We start from the raw sequence: 18,534 nt of genomic DNA, 5'->3' as shown, positions 1-18,534 counted from the left end.
CCCGGTCCCTGAGCCTGTCGAAGGCCACTCCCGCCCGACCCCCCCCCCCCCCCGGGGCCCTGAGCCTGTCGAAGGGCGCTCAGGGGATGAGGATGAGCTTCCCGCTCGGGTGACCCGACTCGCTCTCGCGGTGCGCCTCGGCGGCCTCGGCGAGAGGCCGGACGGTGCCGAGCTCGAAGCTGAAGCGCCCCTGTTCGACGAGGGACGCGACCGCCGGGATCGCCTCCGCCCGCCAGGCCTGTTCCTGCGACGTGAGCGGGAGCGGGTTGCCGCCGGACCACGCTTGGATCCCGAGGCCGGCCGCCTTCGCACCGACGACGATCGTGCCGATGTGCTGCCGGTCCTCGACCAGCTCGAACGAGGCCTCGAGCGCCTCGTCGGTGCCGACGGCGTCGAGCACGCGGTCGACGCCCTGCGGGGCCGCCTCGCGCACGCGCTCGACGAGCCCGGGACCGTAGGTGACGGGGATCGCCCCGAGCTCCCGCAGGCGTGCGTGGTTCCCCTCGCTCGCGGTGGCGACGACGGTCGCTCCCCACGCCACGGCGAACTGCACGGCGGCGTGCCCCACCGAGCCCGATCCACCGTGGATCAGGAGGGTCGTCCCCTCGGTCACGCCGAGCGACCGGAGCGCCTGGTAGGCCGTGCTCACGGGGATGCCGATCGCCGCCGCCTCCTCGAAGGAGATGGCCGCCGGTTTGCGGATGATCTGGTCGGGCGTGACGACGACGTGGGTCGCGTACGTCCCGGAGGCGTTGACGACGACGACCTCGTCGCCGATCGACCAGCCCTCGACCCCGTCGCCGACCTCGACGACGACCCCGGCGCCGTCGCTCCCGACGCGTCGGGTGCCCTGCAGCTCGCCGCCGCGGACACCACTGCGGAGCTTCCAGTCGATCGGGTTCACGCCCGCGGCGCGCACCTCGACGACGAGTTCGCCGGGGCCCGCCTGAGGCGTCGGCACCTCGACGAGTTCGAGGACGTCGGCCGAGCCGAGCTCCTGGTACTGGATGACGGTCGTCATGTCGTTCCCTTCCCGAGATGCGCCTGCGCACCCCTGATCGACGTCCGCCACGCATCGCGGCGGCGGTTCGAGGCTACTCCCGACGCTCCTCCACAGCCCCTCGGAACGTCCGGACCATGACGCCGCATGACCCGCGGATGGCACCGGCCTCGGCCTCCCGCGTAGCGTTGCAGCATGCCTCCCACTGATGGATCGACGTCCGCAGCGCCCGCCGCCACGATCGCGAACCTCCTCGCCGAGACGCGCAGCTACGCCCCGCCGGCCGACCTCGCCCAGACGGCGAACGTCGGCCCGGAGGAGTGGGCTCGCGCGGCCGCCGACCCGGTGGCGTTCTGGGAGGAGCAGGCCCGACGCCTCGACTGGGTCACCCCGTGGGAGACGGCGCACACCTGGGACCCGGCCCGGCCGGTCGAAGGGTCCGACCCATCGGACCCCGAGCCCGAACTCACCGTCCCCGCCGCCACCTGGTTCGCCGGGGGAACGCTCAACGTGGCGGTCAACTGTGTCGACCGGCACGTCGACGCCGGACGAGGCGACAAAGTGGCCCTCCACTTCGAGGGAGAGCCGGGCGACCGCCGCTCCATCACCTACGCCGAGTTGCAGCGCGAGGTCGCGAAGGCGGCCAACGCCCTGACGGCACTCGGCATCGGCCAGGGCGACCGCGTCGTCATCTACCTGCCGGTCATCCCCGAGACGGTCATCGCCACCCTCGCCGTCGCCCGCATCGGCGCCATCCACTCCCTCGTGTTCGGTGGGTTCTCGGCCGAGGCGCTGCGCTTCCGGGTGGAGGACACCGAGGCGAAGCTGCTCATCACCACCGACGGCCAGTACCGCCGGGGTACAGCCGTGCCGGTCAAGCAGAACGCCGACGCCGCCGTCGACGGCGTGCCGTCCGTCGAGCACGTACTCGTCGTCGCACGCACGGGCGACGAGACGCCGAACGTGCCCTGGACCCCCGGCCGCGACGTCTGGTGGCACGACACCGTGGGTGTCGCCGCCGACACCCACGAGCCCGAGGCGTTCGATGCGGAGAACCCGCTCTTCATCATCTACACGAGCGGCACCACCGGGAAGCCCAAGGGACTCGTCCACACGTCAGGCGGCTATCTCACGCAGGCGTCCTGGACCCATTGGGCGATCTTCGACGCCAAGGACGACGACGTCCACTGGTGCACCGCCGACCTCGCCTGGGTCACGGCACACACCTATGAGATCTACGGTCCGCTCTCGAACGGGCTCACCCAGGTGATCTACGAGGGCACGCCGAACACCCCGCACCAGGCGCGGCACTTCGAGATCATCGAGCGCTACGGCGTGACGACGTACTACACGGCGCCCACACTCATCCGGACCCTCATGACCTGGTTCCCCGAGGGGCCGCCCGCCGAGTACGACCTCTCGACCCTCCGGCTCCTCGGCACCGTCGGTGAGGCCATCAACCCCGAGGCCTGGATGTGGTTCCGCGAGCGCATCGGGCGCGGCGAGACCCCGGTCGTCGACACCTGGTGGCAGTCGGAGACGGGGTCGGCTGTCATCGCACCGCTCCCCGGCGCGACCACGATCAAGCCGGGTTCCGGCAGTCGCGCACTCCCCGGCCTGGAGGCGCTGGTCGTCGACGAGGACGGCGAGACGGTGCCGTACGGATCCGGCGGGTATCTGGTCGTCAGCCGCTTCGGACCGTCGCTCGCGCGCACCGTCTGGGGCAACCCGGAACGCTACCGCGATTCGTACTGGGCGAAGTACTGGAAGCAGGGCTACTTCTTCTCCGGCGACGGCGCGAAGTGGGACGAAGACGGCGACATCTGGGTCCTCGGGCGCGTCGACGACGTCATCAACGTCTCGGGCCATCGCCTGTCGACCATCGAGATCGAGTCGGCACTCGTGTCGCATCCCCACGTGGGCGAGGCCGGCGTGGTCGGCGTGCACGACCCGATCACGGGGAGCGCGATCGCCGCGTTCGTCATCCCGTCCTCGCGGTCCCACGGGCCCGAGGCCGACGGCGAGGCCTACTGGTTGGAGCGCTCTGCGGCACTCCGCGAGGCCCTGCGGTCCCACGTGGCGAACGAGATCGGCCCGATCGCGAAGCCCCGCGACGTCTTCGTGGTCCCAGACCTCCCGAAGACCCGCTCGGGGAAGATCATGCGGCGTCTGCTCGGCGACATCGTCGACCAGCGGCCCCTCGGCGACACGACGTCACTGCAAGACGAAGCGGCCCCGCACCGGATCGCCGAGATCGTCACGGCTGCACGGACCCCTCGAGCCCGGGAATAGCGCCCCGATCGATGCAGTTGCATCCATCGTCAACGGCGACGCAACCTCTGTCCACTTCCCTTGTTTCGCTTGGAGACCGCATGTCCATCGTCACCCGTACCGCCCAGACCGACGCCCCCATCCTCGACGTCCTCGCCGACCGCTGGAGCCCCCGCGCCTTCGTGAGCGAGCCCGTCGCCGCCGCGAAGATGGCCTCGGCCCTCGAAGCCGCGCGTTGGTCGCCGAGCGCCAACAACGTGCAGCCCTGGCGGTTCATCGTCGGCACCAAGGGGACCGCCACGTTCGACACGATCGCTGAGCAGCTGGTGGCCTTCAACCGCGGATGGGCCGCTCAGGCCGGCGCGCTCATCGTCGCCGTCGCCGAGACCCTCGACGACGAGGGCAACGAGCGTCCCTGGGCCATCTACGACCTCGGCCAGGCGATGGCGCACCTGAGCATCCAGGCCCACAGCGATGGTCTCTTCGCGCACCAGATGGCCGGCTTCTCCGCCGACGGCATCCGGGAGGCGTTCTCACTGCCGGACGGCCTCGTGCCGTTCACCGTCACCGCGCTCGGCGAGCTCGGCGACCCCGAGCTCCTGCCCGAGGGCATGCTCCGCGACCGCGAGACCGCTCCGCGTGAGCGTCGTCCCCTCGCCGACCTCGTGATCGTCCAGGAGTAGTCCGCTCGGTTCCTACACCACCACGCTGCGCAGTCCGGTCCGCCGGGCTGCGCAGTCGTCGTTCGCGGGCTCACCCGTCATCGCTCGGGCTAGGCCGGTGACGACGCAGTCCAATGGCCGACACGATGAACAACGCAGTCAAGGCCGCTCCAACACATGATCGCAAGATGAGTTCTCCAGTCGCGCCCCAGTGGGCCCCGTAGACGATGATGCTGACCGTCGCGAGACCGGATAGCAGGGCAGCGAGAGCGCTCATCGAAGCTCGTTCCGTCAGACGCCACCAATCGCGCGACGTGTTCGGCTCCGTTGCACCGCGTGACAGGCGGGCTATCGCCCATAGGCCGACCCCTTGGAACACCGCGACCATGGAGCCGCCGTCCGTCGTTCCGAACTGGACTGGCGCAGCCAGGAGGCCAACGACGAGGCACACTCGCATCAACCGCGAGCGTATCCTCACAGACTCAATCCTCTTGCTCATATGAAATATGTAAGTATATCTTGATCCGCGACGTATAACTCGATCGGTCAAGGACCAGTGACGGTCAAGGAGTCCGCCCCCGTCCGCTCAACGCAGGCGGACATCCAACCGCCTGCCGAAGGGCGTGTCCGTGGCGCCCCTACAGCCCCGCGACGAGGTTGATGACGGTCGCCAGGATCACGGAGCCGAAGAGGTACGACAGCAGGGTGTGCTTGAGGACGGTGCGGCGCAGCTCGCTGGACCGCAGCGTCGTGTCGGAGACCTGGTAGGTCATGCCGAGGTCGAACGAGAGGTAGGCGAAGTCGCTGTACTGCGGCGCCTCCTCCTGGTTGAAGTCGATGCCCCCCTCCGGCGCCGCGAAGTACATGCGCGCGTACCGCAGGGTGTAGATCGTGTGGATGAGCGCCCAGGAGAGCGCCACGCTCACGACCGCGAAACCGGCGAGCACGCCCTGCTCGACCCCGGAGGACGCCCTCGCCTGCAGGATGACGACACTCAGGGCCACGAGGCTCCCGACACTCGCGAGCACGATGAGCACCTCGCTGGTCGTTCGCCCGGGCTCCTCCGAGGTCGCGTGTTCGCGCGTCCGCTCCGGGCCCATCCGCCAGATGCGGATCCAGAGGGAACCGACGAAGACCACGCACGTGGTCCCCCAACCGGCGAGGATCGCACCCGCCCAGAACCAGTTCAGGCCGACGATCACGCCCACGGCGACACCGACGAGGGCGGAGACGGTCAACCGGAGCTTCGCGCCGTGCCGCACCATGATCGTTCCGGACGTCGATGAGCTCACGAGCTGATCGTGGCACCGTCCGCGGATCGCGTGACGCAGACTCGCGGCCGACGCCGCACCTCACACCGCTTCGACGAACAGCTCCTCCAACTCGGCGAAGACGCCGACGGCGAGGCGCTCGAACTGCTCGGCGCTCAGCAGGATCGTCTCGCCCGGGACGAGGCCGGTGAACGACGTCTCCTCGGAGTACTGCAGGACGGTCCCCACCGTGAACACCCGGTCGTGGTCGAGGACCGACGCGACGATGAGTTCGAGCTCGTTGAGGGCCCCGGGACCTTTTCCGAGCACCGAGCGCACCCGGTGGACGAACGGCCGGTCGAGCACGAGGGTGAGGCCGGTGAAGAACTCGGGGTCGACCACGGCGAGTGCTGCGGGGTCCGCTCCGGCTTCGGCCAGCGTCTCGCGTCCGGCGACAAGCGCGGCGATCATCGTCTTCGCCTGGTCGACCTCTCGCTGTTCGAAGGTCTTGCGTCCCAGCATGGGTGTCTCCTCGGCGTCGCGGATCGGGTGCGCTTCACGCTACTCCCCGGCACGCCCGGATCACAGCAGGCCTCGCGCGTCCGGTGGTCAGGCCTGCTTCCGCTCGCGACGCGGGACGTGGAGCGACACGACGCCGGCGTCGCGGTTGATGCGACGGACCCGCGCCCGCCAGATGAGCACGAATGCGACGACGAGCACGACCATGGCCGGCACCACGAGCGCCTTGAGCACCGGCATGCTCGGGAACAGCAGCCCCCAGAGCACGGTGTTGCCGTCCCACAGGCCGTGCATGACCGCGACGAGCAGGTAGGTCAGGAGCACGCCCACGGTGATCCGGAACCGACCGTTGCGTGCAGCCGCGAACAGCGCCGCGGCGAACAGTGCCGTCCACAGTGGGTGTCCGACCGGGTCGAAGACGGTCCGGGCGAATGCGGCCCCGGCCGCTTGGAACGCCGGGTGCGAGAGGATCGTCTCGAGTGGTGGCGAACCGGCGGCGAGCTTCTGGGAGACCTCGACCCCGTTCGCCCACCCTTGCCCGATGTACCAGAGGTTCTCGAGGACGGCGAAGCCGATCCCAACAGCGCCGCCGACGAAGAGCCCGCCCCGGGCGGTCTTCACCGGCAGCCGCCACGCCACGATCACGACGGCGATGATCTTCGCGAGTTCCTCGGCGACCCCGGCGAAGAACAGCCCGATGTCGTGCGGGTTCTCGCCGGCATCGGTCGCGGCGACGCCGATGAGGGAGTCGAAGGTGCTGCCGAGCGTGATGGCGATGAAACCTCCGACCAGCACCGCCCAGAGGAGCGTCGCCGTCGTGACGCCGTCGCCCGACTGGAGACGTCGGGCCATGATGAGCAGCAGGGTGGACGCGGCAAGACCTGAGCCGAGCAGGATCCACGCGGGGATCACCGCCGGGTTGCCGAGGAGCACGTGCGGCACCAGCAGCAGGAACAGCCAGAGCGCCAGGCCACCGAAGAAGAACCAGGCGGGGGCGTGTGCGTGACGCCAGAGGGGCACGGCGGTGTCGCTGGTCTCAGGCGTCGTGCTCGGGGCTGCGTGTGACATCGGGTCCTCTCAGGGCGCGCCGATCGGGCCCACCGCGAGGATCACGCTAGTGCGCGGCATCCGTCGCGCACCAGGGGTTTCCTCCCCCACTCGGGGGTCACGGCCAGCGCGGTGCTGTCGCGCGAGCGCGGGGCACACGCGTGAGCGCGCCCCTCCGGAGGGGCGCGCTCACGTCGGTGGGTCGGGCTCGGGTCAGCGCACCGCGCTGGCCGCAAGCAGCCGGGCTAGGCCGGGACCACCGCTCGCTCGACCGTGAGGCCGTCGCCGTCGCTCGCGAGCCCGACGTGGACGGTGTCGCCGTCGCGGATCGAGCCGTCGAGGATCGCCCGCGCGAGGCGGTCGTCGATCTCCCGCTGCATGAGTCGACGCAGCGGACGCGCACCGTACATGGGGTCGTATCCGCGCTCCGCGAGCCACGCGCGGGCGTCGGGCGTGACGGCGAGGTGGAGCCGACGCTCACCCAGTCGACGCTGCAGGCGGTCGATGTACAGCTCGACGATCTGGCCGAGCTCCGCCTCGCTGAGCGGCTGGAACACGACGATGTCGTCGAGACGGTTGATGAACTCCGGCTTGAAGGCCTGGCGCACGAGCTGCTGGACCGCCTCCTCCTTCTGCTCGAGGGAGAGTGAGGCGTCCATCAGGTACTGCGAGCCGAGGTTGGAGGTCAGCACGAGGATGACGTTCCGGAAGTCGACCGTGCGCCCCTGGCCGTCGGTCAGCCGACCGTCGTCGAGCACCTGCAGGAGGATGTCGAACACCTCGGGGTGCGCCTTCTCGACCTCGTCGAGCAGCACGACGGAGTACGGGCGTCGACGAACGGCCTCGGTGAGCTGCCCGCCCTGCTCGTAGCCGACGTACCCCGGAGGTGCACCGACGAGCCGGGAGACCGAGTGCTTCTCCCCGTACTCGGACATGTCGATGCGGACCATGGCCTTCTCGTCGTCGAAGAGGAACTCGGCGAGCGCCTTCGCCAGCTCGGTCTTGCCGACGCCGGTGGGGCCGAGGAACATGAACGAGCCCGTCGGGCGGTCGGGGTCGGAGATGCCGGCCCGGGTGCGCCGGACGGCGTCGGACACGGCGGCGACCGCACGGTGCTGCCCGATGAGTCGGCGGGACAGCTCCTGCTCGAGGTGCAGCAGTTTCTCCGTCTCGCCCTGCAACAGGCGACCGACGGGGATGCCGGTCCACGCGGCGATGACAGCGGCGATGTCCTCGGCGGTCACCTGGTCGTTGACCATCCGGGGCTCGCCGTCGGTGTCCTGCTCGGCCGACTCCGCGAGCGCGAGTTCACGTTCGAGCTGCGGGATGTCGGCGTAGAGGAGCTTGGACGCCTGTTCGAGCTTGCCCTCGCGCTGGGCGCGTTCGGCCTTGCTCCGGGCGGCGTCGAGCTGCTTCTTGAGGTCGCCGACCCGGTTGAGGCTCGCACGCTCGCGCTCCCAGCGCGCCTGCAGCTCGCCGAGCGCGGCCTGGCGGGTCGCGAGGTCCTCCCGGAGGCGGGCGAGGCGCTCCTTGGAGGCGTCGTCCTTCTCCTTCTTCAGAGCGAGCTCCTCGAGCTTCAGGCGGTCGACGCTGCGTCGCAGTTCGTCGATCTCGACGGGTGCCGAGTCGATCTCCATGCGCAGTCGGCTGGCAGCCTCGTCGATGAGGTCGATCGCCTTGTCGGGCAGCTGCCGCGACGTGATGTAGCGGTTGGACAGGGCTGCTGCGGCGACGAGCGCGTTGTCGGCGATGGCCACCTTGTGGTGCGCCTCGTACCGCTCCTTGAGGCCACGGAGGATGGCGACCGTGTCCTCGACGCTCGGCTCACCCACGAACACCTGCTGGAAGCGACGCTCCATGGCGGCGTCCTTCTCGATGAACTCGCGGTACTCGTCGAGCGTGGTCGCGCCGATGAGCCGGAGCTCACCGCGGGCGAGCATGGGCTTCAGCATGTTGGCCGCGGCGACGGACCCCTCGCCGCCACCGGCGCCCATGAGGACGTGGAGCTCGTCGATGAAGGTGATGATCTGTCCGTCGGACTCGTCGATCTCCTTGAGCACCGCCTTGAGGCGCTCCTCGAACTGCCCGCGGTACATGGCACCCGCCACGAGCGCGGAGAGGTCGAGGGAGATGAGCTGCTTGCCCTTGAGGCTCTCGGCGACGTCGCCCGCGACGATGCGCTGGGCGAGACCTTCGACGACGGCGGTCTTGCCGACGCCGGGCTCGCCGATGAGGACGGGGTTGTTCTTGGTGCGTCGCGTGAGCACCTGGCTCACGCGGCGGATCTCGGCGTCGCGGCCGATGACCGGATCGAGCTTGCCGGAGGCGGCGATCTCGGTCAGGTTGACGCCGTACTGCTCGAGCGCGCTGCGCTGATCCTCTTGCTGAGGCGTCTGGCCTGCTGGCATGGGTACGGTCTCCTGTTCAAAACTTGAGTTGATGTGACTCAAGTTTACCACCGCCACTCTCTGCCGACAAGATGCGATCGGCAGGTGATCTCCAGCGCATCGAAGGGTAGGCTTACCTATCGATGCCTCGCCTCAGTGAACAGACCCCCGACTCGATCTTCATCCTCCTCGCAGCCGTCGTCCGGCGCATCGAGCAGGTGAGCCCGAGCTATCGGCGATTCACGTTCACCGGTCCCGAGGTCCAGCACATCGCGGACAACCGTCACGACCAGCGCATCAAGCTGCTCTTCCCGCTGCCCGACACCGGTTTCGACGAGCTGCCGATGCACGACGACTGGTACCAGGCCTGGCGACTGCTGCCCAACGACAAACGCCACCCGATGCGCACGTACACGATCCGCGAGGTCCGGCCCGAGCTGGCCGAGTTCGACGTCGACATCGCCCTGCACGGCCGCGTCGGCCCCGCGTCCACCTGGGCGATGGACGCGAAGGTCGGCGACGAGCTCGTCGTCAACGTCCCGAACGCCCGGTCGGCCGTCCCGGCCGGCGGCATCGACTGGCACGCGCCGGCCACCGTCGACCAGGTGCTCCTCGCCGGCGACGAGACGGCCCTGCCCGGGATCGCCGGGATCCTCGAGCGCCTCCCGAGCACCGCGCGCGGGATCGCCGTCGTCGAGCTGCCGCACGAGGACGACATCGCCGCCCTGTCCACGAAGCCCGACGGGGTCGAGGTCGTCGTCCTCCCCCGCGGCGACCAGCCCGTGGGCACCCTGCTCATCCCCGAGGTCGAGCGCATCGCGAGCCGCCTCGCGCCGAGCGTCGACACCGCCACGATCGCCACGCAGCCGGCGCTCGAGGACGTCGACGTCGACACCGAGCTGCTCTGGGAAGCGCCGGTCAACGCGACCGGAGGCCCCGTCCTCGAGAGCGCACCGCTCTACGCGTGGCTCGCCGGAGAGGCGTCAGCCATCAAGACGCTCCGTCGGCACCTCGTCTCCGGGTGCGGCGTCGACCGCAAGTCGGTCGCGTTCATGGGCTACTGGCGACACGGCAAGGCCGAAGACAACCGATGAGCCGGTGAGCGCCGACCTCGACAGCCTGCGGCTCCCGACCGCGGCCGCCCGCGCACGAGAGGCGTCGACCGGCATCGCCCGATCGACCGCCTCGCGCTGGCTCCTGCTCGTCGCCGCGCTCGTCGTGCTCGCCGCCATCGCCGCGGGAAGCCTCTTCATCGGCTCGGGGACGATCAGTGCCGCCGAGGTCTGGCGGGCGCTGTCACAGGGCGGCGACGACACCAACACAATCCTCGTCACCGGGTTCCGGGTGCCGCGCATGCTCCTGGCCATCGGCGTCGGTGCGGCGCTCGGCCTCGCCGGAGCGATGATGCAGGCCGTCACGCGGAACCCGCTCGCCGACCCCGGCATCCTCGGCGTCAACGCCGGGGCGTACATCGCGGTCGTGCTCGCCGTCGCCATCGCCGGCACCGCCGACCTGAGCTCCTACGTGTGGTGGTCCTTCGCCGGCGCTGGCCTTGCTTCCGTCATCGTGTACGTGATCGGCTCCCGGGGCCGCGCCGGGGCGACCCCGGTCCGCCTCGTCCTCGCCGGCGTCGCGCTCTCTGCCGCGCTCCAGGGGGTGACCTTCGCCATCACGATCCGCAACCCCGACATCTTCGACAAGATCCGCTTCTGGCAGGCCGGCTCGCTGCAGAACCGCCAGATGGACGTGTTCCTCGGGGTGCTGCCGTTCCTCATCGTCGGGGTCCTGCTCGCCCTCGTCGTCTCCCGGTCACTCAACGCCGTCGCCCTCGGAGACGACCTCGCGACCTCACTCGGCACGAAGGTGCTCCGGACGCGGGTGCTCTCGGTCGTCGCGATCACCCTGTTGTGCGGTTCGGCCACCGCGGCGGCCGGACCGATCGCCTTCCTCGGACTCATGTCGCCCTACCTCGCCCGGGCCATCGTCGGACCGGACCAGCGCTGGGTGCTGCCGTTCACGATGGTGTTCGCGCCGATCATCTTCCTGCTGTCCGACCTCGTCGGGCGGGTCGCCGTCCCCGGCGAGATGCCGGTCGGGATCGTCACGGCGTTCGTGGGTGCCCCGCTCCTCATCGTGCTCATCCGCCGTTCGAAGGCGCAGGGGCTGTGACCGCGGTCGCCGAACCGGGTCGGCGCACCGTGCGGATCGGTCGGGTCAGCTGGGTGGTCCACCGGCGTGAGCTGATCGTCGTCGGCGCCCTGGTCGCCGTCGTCGTGGGGGTCGGCGCCTTCGCACTCACCCAGGGCGAGTACCGCATCCCGCTCGACAAACTGCTCGCAGCGTTCACCGGCACGGGCTCGGAGAGCGTCCTCCGCATCGTGTTGGAGTGGCGTCTGCCGCGGGTCGTGATCGCCGTCGTGGGCGGGGTCGCGCTCGGGCTCTCCGGCGCGATCTTCCAGTCGATCACCCGGAACCCGCTCGGCAGCCCCGACATCATCGGGTTCAACTCCGGTGCGTTCACCGGCGCGCTCATCGTCACCCTCGTCGTCGGCGGGAACTATGCGGCGATGGTCTCCGGGGCGTTGATCGGCGGGCTCGCGACGGCCCTCGTCGTCTACCTCCTCGCATGGTCGCGGGGCGTCCAGGGCTTCCGGCTCATCGTGATCGGCATCGCGATCAGCGCCGTCCTCAACGCGTTCAACGACTACCTGCAGCTGCGGGCGGACCTCAATGCCGCCATCGCCGCTGCCAGTTGGGGCATGGGTTCGCTCGCCGACCTCGGGTGGCAGGACGTCGTGCCCGTGACGATCGCGGTCGCGGTCCTCGTCCCCCTCCTCGCGCTCATGTCCCGCCGACTCGGCATGCTGGAGTTCGGCGACGACATCGCGAGCGCCCTCGGTATCCCGGTCGAACGCACGCGGCTGCTGCTGCTCGTGATCGGCGTCGCCCTCACCGCGACCGTCACCGCGGTCGCCGGCCCCATCATCTTCGTCGCCCTCGCCGCACCCCAACTCGCCCGGCGGCTGACCAGGTCCGCCGGCATCACCCTCGTCCCCTCGGCCGCCATGGGCGCGGCGTTGCTCCTCGTGAGCGACGTCGTGGCCCAGCGGATCATCGCCCCGGCCGCCCTGCCGGTCGGTGCGGTGACCGTGACCCTCGGTGGCATCTACCTCATCGCACTGCTCATCACGCAGGCGGGAAAGCGCTGACATGAAGACCGACAGCCCCACCACCAGACTCGCCGGATCCGGCCTTCGCGTCGGCTACGACCAGCGGACCATCATCCACGAGCTGGACATCGCGATCCCCGACGACTCGTTCACGGTCATCGTCGGGCCGAACGCCTGCGGCAAGTCGACGCTCCTGCGTGCCCTCGCCCGGCTGCTGAAGCCGACCCAGGGACACGTCGTGCTCGACGGCCAGGAGATCACGCGCTACCCGTCGAAGGAGGTCGCGAAGCGCATCGGGCTGCTGCCGCAGACGTCCATCGCGCCCGACGGCATCTCGGTGATCGACCTCGTGTCGCGTGGCCGGTACCCGCACCAGTCGATCCTCCGACGCTGGTCGGCGGCCGATGAGGCGGCGGTGCTCGCGGCGATGGAGGCGACGAACGTCACCGAGCTGTCCGGTCGCCTCGTCGACGAACTGTCGGGCGGCCAGCGCCAGCGAGTGTGGGTGGCGATGGCCCTCGCTCAGGAGACGCCGTTGCTGCTGCTCGACGAGCCGACGACCTTCCTCGATATCACGCATCAGGTGGAGCTGCTCGACCTCTTCACCCGGCTCAACCAGGAGGGTGGCCGCACCCTCGTCGCGGTCCTGCACGATCTCAACCAGGCGGCACGGTACGCGACGCACCTGATCGCGATGCGGGACGGACACGTGGTCGCGCAGGGTGCGCCGGCGGACATCGTGACGGCCGAGCTCGTCGAGGAGGTCTTCGGGCTCCGCTGCCGGATCATCGACGACCCCGAATCGCACACGCCGCTCGTCATCCCGCTGATGGGCGCGCACTGACCCGTGGTTCTGGCCGGCGTCAGCGCGGTGCGCTGGCGTGAGCGCGGGCTTGCAGGCGTGGGCGCGCCCCGCTGACGTGAGCGCGGGTCTCCGGAGGGGTGCGCTCACGCCTGCGGGGCGCGCTCACGAGGTGGACGCGTGCCGGTGTCAGCAGCCGATGGCGGGTGTGCCGGGGCGACAGGGTTTGTCGACGCCGACGGTCGAGTTCCGCACGATCTGGACCGTGTGGGGTTCTTCGGTCGGGATCGACAGGGTTCCGACGACGGGAAGCCAGCCACTGTCGCCGATGCGATACTCGGCGGCGTACTCGACCTCCGCGGTGATGGTCTTCGTTCCAACGCTTGTGTAGCGGTGGCTGGTCGGGGTCTTGGAGAACTCCGCGAGTCCGAGGGCAGCCCACGAGGATCCGCCGGTTCGGGTGGTGGTCGTGTCGCCGTCGCCGTAGTCGAAGGTGAATCCGACGGGGATGAAGTTCACCTCTGCGACCTGGCCCAACAGGGTACCGGTGCGGGTGTGGCCGGAAGCAGCTGCGATGACGTTGGTGTGGAGCCCGCGGACACCCCAGGCGGCGGGCTCGGTCGTGACGGTGGGGGCGGCGGGGGCGAAGCTGGCGACGTCGCGGATCGTGACGGGGGCCGCCGGTGCTGCTTCGAGGTCGGTGCCGAGGTCGCCGGGGGTGAAGGTGTAGCACTCGTCCGGCCGCATGAGGCTGCAGACCGTTCGCTCACCGTTGGGCCCGTCGGTCACACCGGGCGGAAGCTCGGCCGAGCCGCCACCCCCGCTGTCTCCGCCCGTCCCGCCACCGGAACCACCGCCGGTGCCAGGGCGTTCGACGCTGCCGCCGATGTCGACCGAGCCGTTGCCGATGCAAGCGCCCGAAATTGCCCCGCCAGCATCGCAGCTGGCGGCGACGGCGGCGGACGCCAACCCGACGCCACCCACAAGCAGGAGCCCGAGGGCCAGCGCAGTACCTACTCTTCGCATGAGGATCCCTCCTTGATGACTTCGTGCTTCGCCAGCACGTAGGGCCGTTGATCAGCAGCACCCGGAGCAATATGAACTGACCACGTGCGCTTGGCTGGGCGTTCAGGCTTGATGACCGATTCCCCTGCCCCATCCATTGCCTGCAAGCCAGTCATGTCCACGCAGGCGGATCCGACGATCAGGACGCCCGCTGCGTCAGGTTTCGAGTACCAGTCGCTGATCGTGAACACCTCCAGCGAAGCCGCGCCGGAGAAGGTCCATCCGAGCTGCTGGAGCTTGGACAGGCTCTCGTTCTCGAATGTTCGGAGCTCTCCGGTCGTCACCTCATCGATGCGAGCAGGATCGGCTCCGCCGTCTGCGACGACCTGGTTCCACACGCCCAAGTAGCTCTCGTAAGCCTCAGCGCCGGCCGCCAGCGCCTGTTCCTCGTTCTCGAAGACCGGCGGCGAACTCTTCGGAGGCGGCGCGGGTTCAGGTCCGGTGCATGCGGTGAGGGCGAGCAGTCCCGCCGTGAGAACGATCGTGGAGACAGAGCGAGAGCGCGAGGTCCGTGGCATCCCTCGACGCTAAGCGCGCCCAGACTCCCGCCCAGGGTTATCCACAGAGCAGATATGCCTACACGGACATATGTCGCGCAATTGGCCCGCGTGCCAGGGCGGTGCGCTGGCGTGAGCGCACCCCGGGGGACGTGAGCGCGGGTCTCCGGAGGGGCGCGCTCACGTCGGTGACCCGCGCTCACGTCAGCGCACCGCGCTGGCCGAAGCACAAGCGTTACCGGGACGTGACTTGGGAAGCTTAGGCTTACCTCATACCCCACGTCTTCAACGGAAAGCAGAACATGCGCCGCATGCCCCGCACCCTCACCGCCGTCGCCGCCCTCGCGGTCACCGGCCTCGCCCTCGCCGGCTGCACCGCCGGGTCCTCCACCGACGACGCCTCCACCGGCACGCTCGGCACCGTCGACACGATGTTCGGCGAGGTGACCGTCCCGGAGCCCGCCGGCGACCTCACCGTCGTCGCCCTCGGCTGGTCCGACGCGGAGATGGCGCTCTCCCTCGGCGTGGTGCCTGTCGGCGTGTACGACTGGCAGTCCTTCGGCGCCGACAACAAGGCCGTCGGCCCGTGGGCCACCGACCTGTTCGGCGACGTCACCCCCGAGATCATCGAGGACAGCGGCGACACGGTCAACTACGAGCAGATCCAGGCGCTCGAACCCGACCTGATCCTCAACACCCGTTCCGCCGGCGACGAGAAGCAGTACGAGCGACTCTCGGAGATCGCACCGACCGTCTTCGCACCCAAGGGGACCGCCGCGTTCGCGACCCCGTGGGACGTCCAGCTCGAGCAGGTCGCCGCCGCGCTCGGCAAGACCCAGGAGGGCGACGCACTCGTCTCCGCCACGAAGCAGTCGATCAACGAGGCCGCCGACCTCCACCAGGAGTTCGCCGGGCTCACCACCGTCGCCGCGACGAAGTTCGGCGACGCCTACGGCGCTTACCTCGAGGGCGACGGTCGCTTCGACATCCTCGCCGACCTCGGCTTCCAGCAGAACCCGGCCGTCCTCGACCTCGAGGCCTCCGGTTTCTACGCGGCGGTCTCCGCCGAGCAGGTGTCGGCGTTCGACGCCGACGTCGCCGTCCTCCTCCCGATCGGGTTCAGCGCAGCGGACACCACCGCCGACCCGCTGCTCGCGAGCCTCCCCGTGGTGCAGGACGGTCGCGCGATCGTCCTCGACCCCGCCGACGAGCTCACGCAGGCCTACAGCGCGGCGTCCGTGCTGAGCATCCCCGTCGTCCTCGAGCAGCTCGTCCCGAAGCTCGCCGAGGCCGCCGCCAAGGTCGCGAAGTAGGGTCCAGCCCACCAGCACCACAGCAGGAGATCCGCGCGAGAGCCGGACGGAATCGCGTCTTCCGTCCGGCTCTCGCGCTGTTCTCCGGCTCTCACGCTGAGCGCCCCGACGCTCAGGCCGGCCGGGACAGCTTCCGCAACCGCGCGAACCCCAACGCCGCGACGATCACGAGCACCCCGACGAGCAGGACGACGGCCGCACCGGGCGCCACCGGCGCCAGCGCGGTCAACCCACCACCGACGAGGAGCGCCAGCAGGACGGCGTCCGACTGCCAGAGCAGGACGTTCAGCGAGGATGCGTCGCCGAACGGTGTCGGGACGGGCATGAGCAGCAGGATCGGCAGTGGTCCCTTCGCCGCGTCGAACGTCCGGAGCACGATGATCCACACCGCGAGCAGCAGCCACCACCCGAGCGGCTGGAGGAGGGTCATCCCGCCCGGTGCCGCGGAGGCGAGCACCCCGAGCAGGGCACCGATCCCTCCGATCACGACCGCGGCCAGCAGCGGGGCGACGGCTCCGGCGAGGACGAGCGAGCGGGGGCTCCGACCGTAGAGCGTGGGCGTCCCCGCGCTCTCGACCCCGTGTCGCACCGCGTCGCACCAGACACCCGCCGCGAGGAAGGCGAGGAACGCCGCGGGGACGGCGAGCATCCACCGCACACCGTCCGGGAGCCCGAAGGAGAGACCGACCGACGCGCCGGACGCCGCCAGGACGAGGGAACCGAGGGCGACCCGCCCGGGTGTCCGCCGAGCTCCGACGATCGACCGCCGGAGGACGACGAGCCAGAACGGCCCGGTCATCCGCAGCGGGACACGGCGACCGCTCGTCGGGGAGGCTCGCAGCCCGCCGACGGCACCCGAGGCGTCACCGCTCTGCAGCATCATCCCGACCCGCTGCCAGCGCAGCGCCTGGTCGAGGAGGGGTCCGCTCCGCAGTCCGTCCAGCGCCCTCGGGACGAGCAGGAGGGAGACAGCACCGAGCACGACGAGCGCGACAGCCGGCCACCACGACACCGGCACCCCCACCGACGCGAACCAGCCACCGCCGCCACCCCAGGTGAAGAGCCCCGCCCAGTCCCCCGTCGCGAGCGCGCTGCCGAGCACCATGGCCTCGATGCCACCGGCCACCGGCGACCAGAGGAGCCCCAGCCATCCCCACGGCGAAAGGAGCAGCATGCCAGGGACGAGGAGACCGAGCACCCCGCCTGCACCGGCGACGATGACAACGGCGGCGACCGTCCGTCGCGAACCGTGCTGACCGAGCAACCACGCCACCGCGAGGAGCAGCGAGAAGCCCACGGCACCGATCACGAAGGCCACCACGGCGGCGGGCACGGTCGGTCCGGTCATGCCGATCACCGAGGCCGTGTCGGCGACCACACCCACCGAGACGGTCGCCCGCTCCCCCGGCACCAGGAGTCGCGACAAGCCGACCACCCCGGCCACGAGGACCGAGAGCCCCGCGAGTGCGAGCGCGGAGGTGACGAAGGGACGACGCAGCGTGAGTCGACGCGGCAGTGGCGAATCGGCGAGGAACTGCACCGCCGCGGGCCTCGGCACGACCGGTCCCCTCGTCCGACCACCGAGCACGACGACGATCGTCGCGATCGCCGAGAGCAGCGCGACCATCCCGGGCCGGACGGCCGCCACGACGCCCGCGGCATCCGGCTCGATCAGTCCGAGGACTGCGAACCGCACGAGCGGTGCGCCCACGATGAGTGCGACGAGCAGCGCGGCATAGACGACGAACGCGACGTCGGCGACCCGCGGACGCCCGTCGCGCGCGGCGAGCACCGCCCGGCCGGCGCGGAGGATCCGACGGTCGTCGCGCGAGATGCGCCCGGTGCCGGTGCTCACGGGGCTTCGACCGTGATCGCCTCGTCCGCGACCCGTTCGACGAGACCGGCGTCGTGGCTCGCGAAGACGATCGCCGCCCCGCGCTCCTTCGCGAGCAGGATGCGGTCGGCGACGAGGCCACGCCGCTCGGCGTCGAGGCGCTGCTCCGGTTCGTCGAGCACGAGGACGTCGAAAGGCCGGACGAGCGCCGTCGCCAGGGCGAACAACTGCGACTGACCCGAGGACAGCTCGGTGGCGAAGCGGCGCGCGAGCGTGTCGATGCGCAGGGCCGCGAGCAGCTCGTCGGCGGCGTCGTCCGCCGCCTGGCCGGTCACACCCCACGTCGTCGAGATGTATCGCAGGTGTTCGCGCAGCGTCAGGTCCGGCGCGTAGGCCGGGGTGCCGATGAGGGCTGAGACGGAGCGACGCACCGTGCGGTCGCGGTCGTCGATGGTCCGGCCGCCGATCGTCGCCGTCCCGCTCGACGGGCGCAGCCGTCCACTGAGGATCCGCAACAGGGTCGTCTTGCCCGATCCGTTCCGGCCCCGGACGGCGAGCACCATCCCAGGCTCGACCCGGATGTCCGTCGGCGCCAGCAGGGTCTCCCCGTCGATCACCGCTCCGACGCCGTCCGCCTCGATCAGCGGCTGCATCGCGGCAACCGACTCCCCCTCGTGTCCCGACATCGTCCCATCCTCGCAGGCGTCCGCCGAGGTG

16 protein-coding genes are annotated in these 18,534 nt (G+C 70.3%); 7 read left to right on the top strand and 9 right to left on the bottom strand.

Features of this window, described 5'->3' with window-relative positions:
• Positions 1-79 precede the first annotated feature (79 nt).
• Entirely contained in the window at positions 80-1,021 is a 942-nt protein-coding gene (locus tag IFU11_RS14010; RefSeq protein ID WP_192019323.1) for an NADP-dependent oxidoreductase, read from the bottom strand.
• A gap of 174 nt (positions 1,022-1,195) precedes the next feature.
• On the opposite strand from IFU11_RS14010, the gene acs reads away from it, so the two are divergent.
• A complete protein-coding gene (gene acs / locus IFU11_RS14005) occupies positions 1,196-3,292 on the top strand; it encodes an acetate--CoA ligase (RefSeq protein WP_192019322.1) in 2,097 nt (698 codons plus the stop codon).
• Between the two features lie 80 nt (positions 3,293-3,372).
• The gene (locus tag IFU11_RS14000; protein ID WP_191940425.1) at positions 3,373-3,954 is read left to right on the top strand and encodes a nitroreductase family protein; all 582 of its coding nucleotides are present in this window, start codon (positions 3,373-3,375) and stop codon (positions 3,952-3,954) included.
• Between the two features lie 617 nt (positions 3,955-4,571).
• Here the strand turns inward: IFU11_RS14000 and IFU11_RS13995 are convergent.
• The 4 genes from IFU11_RS13995 to IFU11_RS13980 all read right to left on the bottom strand — a co-directional run bounded on the left by IFU11_RS13995 (position 4,572) and on the right by IFU11_RS13980 (position 9,157).
• On the bottom strand, positions 4,572-5,225 hold the full coding sequence (locus IFU11_RS13995; RefSeq protein WP_229940487.1) for a DUF1345 domain-containing protein: 654 nt from the start codon (positions 5,223-5,225) through the stop codon (positions 4,572-4,574).
• A gap of 60 nt (positions 5,226-5,285) precedes the next feature.
• Positions 5,286-5,705: a hypothetical protein gene (locus IFU11_RS13990; RefSeq protein ID WP_192019321.1), complete on the bottom strand. Its 420-nt coding sequence runs from the start codon at positions 5,703-5,705 to the stop codon at positions 5,286-5,288.
• Positions 5,706-5,792: 87 nt separating this feature from the next.
• Entirely contained in the window at positions 5,793-6,770 is a 978-nt protein-coding gene (locus tag IFU11_RS13985) for a PrsW family glutamic-type intramembrane protease (protein ID WP_192019320.1), read from the bottom strand.
• 224 nt (positions 6,771-6,994) lie between these two features.
• On the bottom strand, positions 6,995-9,157 hold the full coding sequence (locus tag IFU11_RS13980) for an ATP-dependent Clp protease ATP-binding subunit (RefSeq protein WP_121291528.1): 2,163 nt from the start codon (positions 9,155-9,157) through the stop codon (positions 6,995-6,997).
• A 122-nt stretch (positions 9,158-9,279) separates the two neighbouring features.
• On the opposite strand from IFU11_RS13980, the gene IFU11_RS13975 reads away from it, so the two are divergent.
• The 4 genes from IFU11_RS13975 to IFU11_RS13960 are packed head-to-tail and all read left to right on the top strand — an operon-like array spanning position 9,280 to position 13,150.
• Positions 9,280-10,230: a siderophore-interacting protein gene (locus tag IFU11_RS13975; protein WP_124768591.1), complete on the top strand. Its 951-nt coding sequence runs from the start codon at positions 9,280-9,282 to the stop codon at positions 10,228-10,230.
• A gap of 4 nt (positions 10,231-10,234) precedes the next feature.
• Positions 10,235-11,305: an iron chelate uptake ABC transporter family permease subunit gene (locus IFU11_RS13970; protein ID WP_229940477.1), complete on the top strand. Its 1,071-nt coding sequence runs from the start codon at positions 10,235-10,237 to the stop codon at positions 11,303-11,305.
• Positions 11,302-12,345, top strand: coding sequence for a FecCD family ABC transporter permease (locus tag IFU11_RS13965; protein ID WP_192019319.1), 1,044 nt, complete (start codon positions 11,302-11,304; stop codon positions 12,343-12,345). The genes IFU11_RS13970 and IFU11_RS13965 overlap by 4 nt, the downstream gene beginning before the upstream one ends.
• Position 12,346: 1 nt before the next feature.
• Positions 12,347-13,150 carry an ABC transporter ATP-binding protein gene (locus tag IFU11_RS13960; RefSeq protein ID WP_192019318.1) on the top strand — a complete coding sequence of 268 codons (804 nt, stop codon included), beginning with the start codon at positions 12,347-12,349 and terminating at the stop codon, positions 13,148-13,150.
• Positions 13,151-13,297: 147 nt separating this feature from the next.
• Here the strand turns inward: IFU11_RS13960 and IFU11_RS13955 are convergent, their stop codons facing one another.
• Together IFU11_RS13955 and IFU11_RS13950 are read right to left on the bottom strand one after the other, a co-directional pair.
• Complete coding sequence (locus tag IFU11_RS13955) at positions 13,298-14,134, bottom strand: hypothetical protein (RefSeq protein WP_192019317.1); 837 nt, start codon at positions 14,132-14,134, stop codon at positions 13,298-13,300.
• Positions 14,122-14,691: a hypothetical protein gene (locus tag IFU11_RS13950; RefSeq protein ID WP_137242396.1), complete on the bottom strand. Its 570-nt coding sequence runs from the start codon at positions 14,689-14,691 to the stop codon at positions 14,122-14,124. Before IFU11_RS13950 ends, IFU11_RS13955 begins: the two co-directional genes overlap by 13 nt.
• A 290-nt stretch (positions 14,692-14,981) precedes the next feature.
• Here IFU11_RS13950 and IFU11_RS13945 point away from each other — a divergent pair, with 290 nt between their 5' ends.
• Positions 14,982-15,983: an ABC transporter substrate-binding protein gene (locus IFU11_RS13945; protein WP_244631802.1), complete on the top strand. Its 1,002-nt coding sequence runs from the start codon at positions 14,982-14,984 to the stop codon at positions 15,981-15,983.
• Positions 15,984-16,095: 112 nt separating this feature from the next.
• Here IFU11_RS13945 and IFU11_RS13940 read toward each other — a convergent pair whose 3' ends face one another.
• Both IFU11_RS13940 and IFU11_RS13935 read right to left on the bottom strand, forming a co-directional pair.
• Positions 16,096-17,838, bottom strand: coding sequence for a hypothetical protein (locus IFU11_RS13940; RefSeq protein ID WP_192019315.1), 1,743 nt, complete (start codon positions 17,836-17,838; stop codon positions 16,096-16,098).
• Complete coding sequence (locus IFU11_RS13935; RefSeq protein WP_244631801.1) at positions 17,835-18,503, bottom strand: ABC transporter ATP-binding protein; 669 nt, start codon at positions 18,501-18,503, stop codon at positions 17,835-17,837. The genes IFU11_RS13940 and IFU11_RS13935 overlap by 4 nt, the downstream gene beginning before the upstream one ends.
• Positions 18,504-18,534: the final 31 nt, after the last annotated feature.

Source organism: Plantibacter sp. CFBP 8804 (genome assembly GCF_014841225.1).
Lineage (GTDB): Bacteria > Actinomycetota > Actinomycetes > Actinomycetales > Microbacteriaceae > Plantibacter > Plantibacter auratus.
Note: the sequence above shows the minus strand (reverse complement) of the source record. Positions and strands in the feature narration are given on the sequence as shown.

Coding starts and splice junctions, on each gene's coding strand:
- IFU11_RS14010 (WP_192019323.1), bottom strand. CDS start 1,021: ATGACGACCGTCATCCAGTACCAGGAGCTCGGCTCGGCCGACGTCCTC.
- acs (WP_192019322.1), top strand. CDS start 1,196: ATGCCTCCCACTGATGGATCGACGTCCGCAGCGCCCGCCGCCACGATC.
- IFU11_RS14000 (WP_191940425.1), top strand. CDS start 3,373: ATGTCCATCGTCACCCGTACCGCCCAGACCGACGCCCCCATCCTCGAC.
- IFU11_RS13990 (WP_192019321.1), bottom strand. CDS start 5,705: ATGCTGGGACGCAAGACCTTCGAACAGCGAGAGGTCGACCAGGCGAAG.
- IFU11_RS13985 (WP_192019320.1), bottom strand. CDS start 6,770: ATGTCACACGCAGCCCCGAGCACGACGCCTGAGACCAGCGACACCGCC.
- IFU11_RS13980 (WP_121291528.1), bottom strand. CDS start 9,157: ATGCCAGCAGGCCAGACGCCTCAGCAAGAGGATCAGCGCAGCGCGCTC.
- IFU11_RS13975 (WP_124768591.1), top strand. CDS start 9,280: ATGCCTCGCCTCAGTGAACAGACCCCCGACTCGATCTTCATCCTCCTC.
- IFU11_RS13960 (WP_192019318.1), top strand. CDS start 12,347: ATGAAGACCGACAGCCCCACCACCAGACTCGCCGGATCCGGCCTTCGC.
- IFU11_RS13955 (WP_192019317.1), bottom strand. CDS start 14,134: ATGCGAAGAGTAGGTACTGCGCTGGCCCTCGGGCTCCTGCTTGTGGGT.
- IFU11_RS13950 (WP_137242396.1), bottom strand. CDS start 14,691: ATGCCACGGACCTCGCGCTCTCGCTCTGTCTCCACGATCGTTCTCACG.
- IFU11_RS13945 (WP_244631802.1), top strand. CDS start 14,982: ATGCCCCGCACCCTCACCGCCGTCGCCGCCCTCGCGGTCACCGGCCTC.
- IFU11_RS13935 (WP_244631801.1), bottom strand. CDS start 18,503: ATGTCGGGACACGAGGGGGAGTCGGTTGCCGCGATGCAGCCGCTGATC.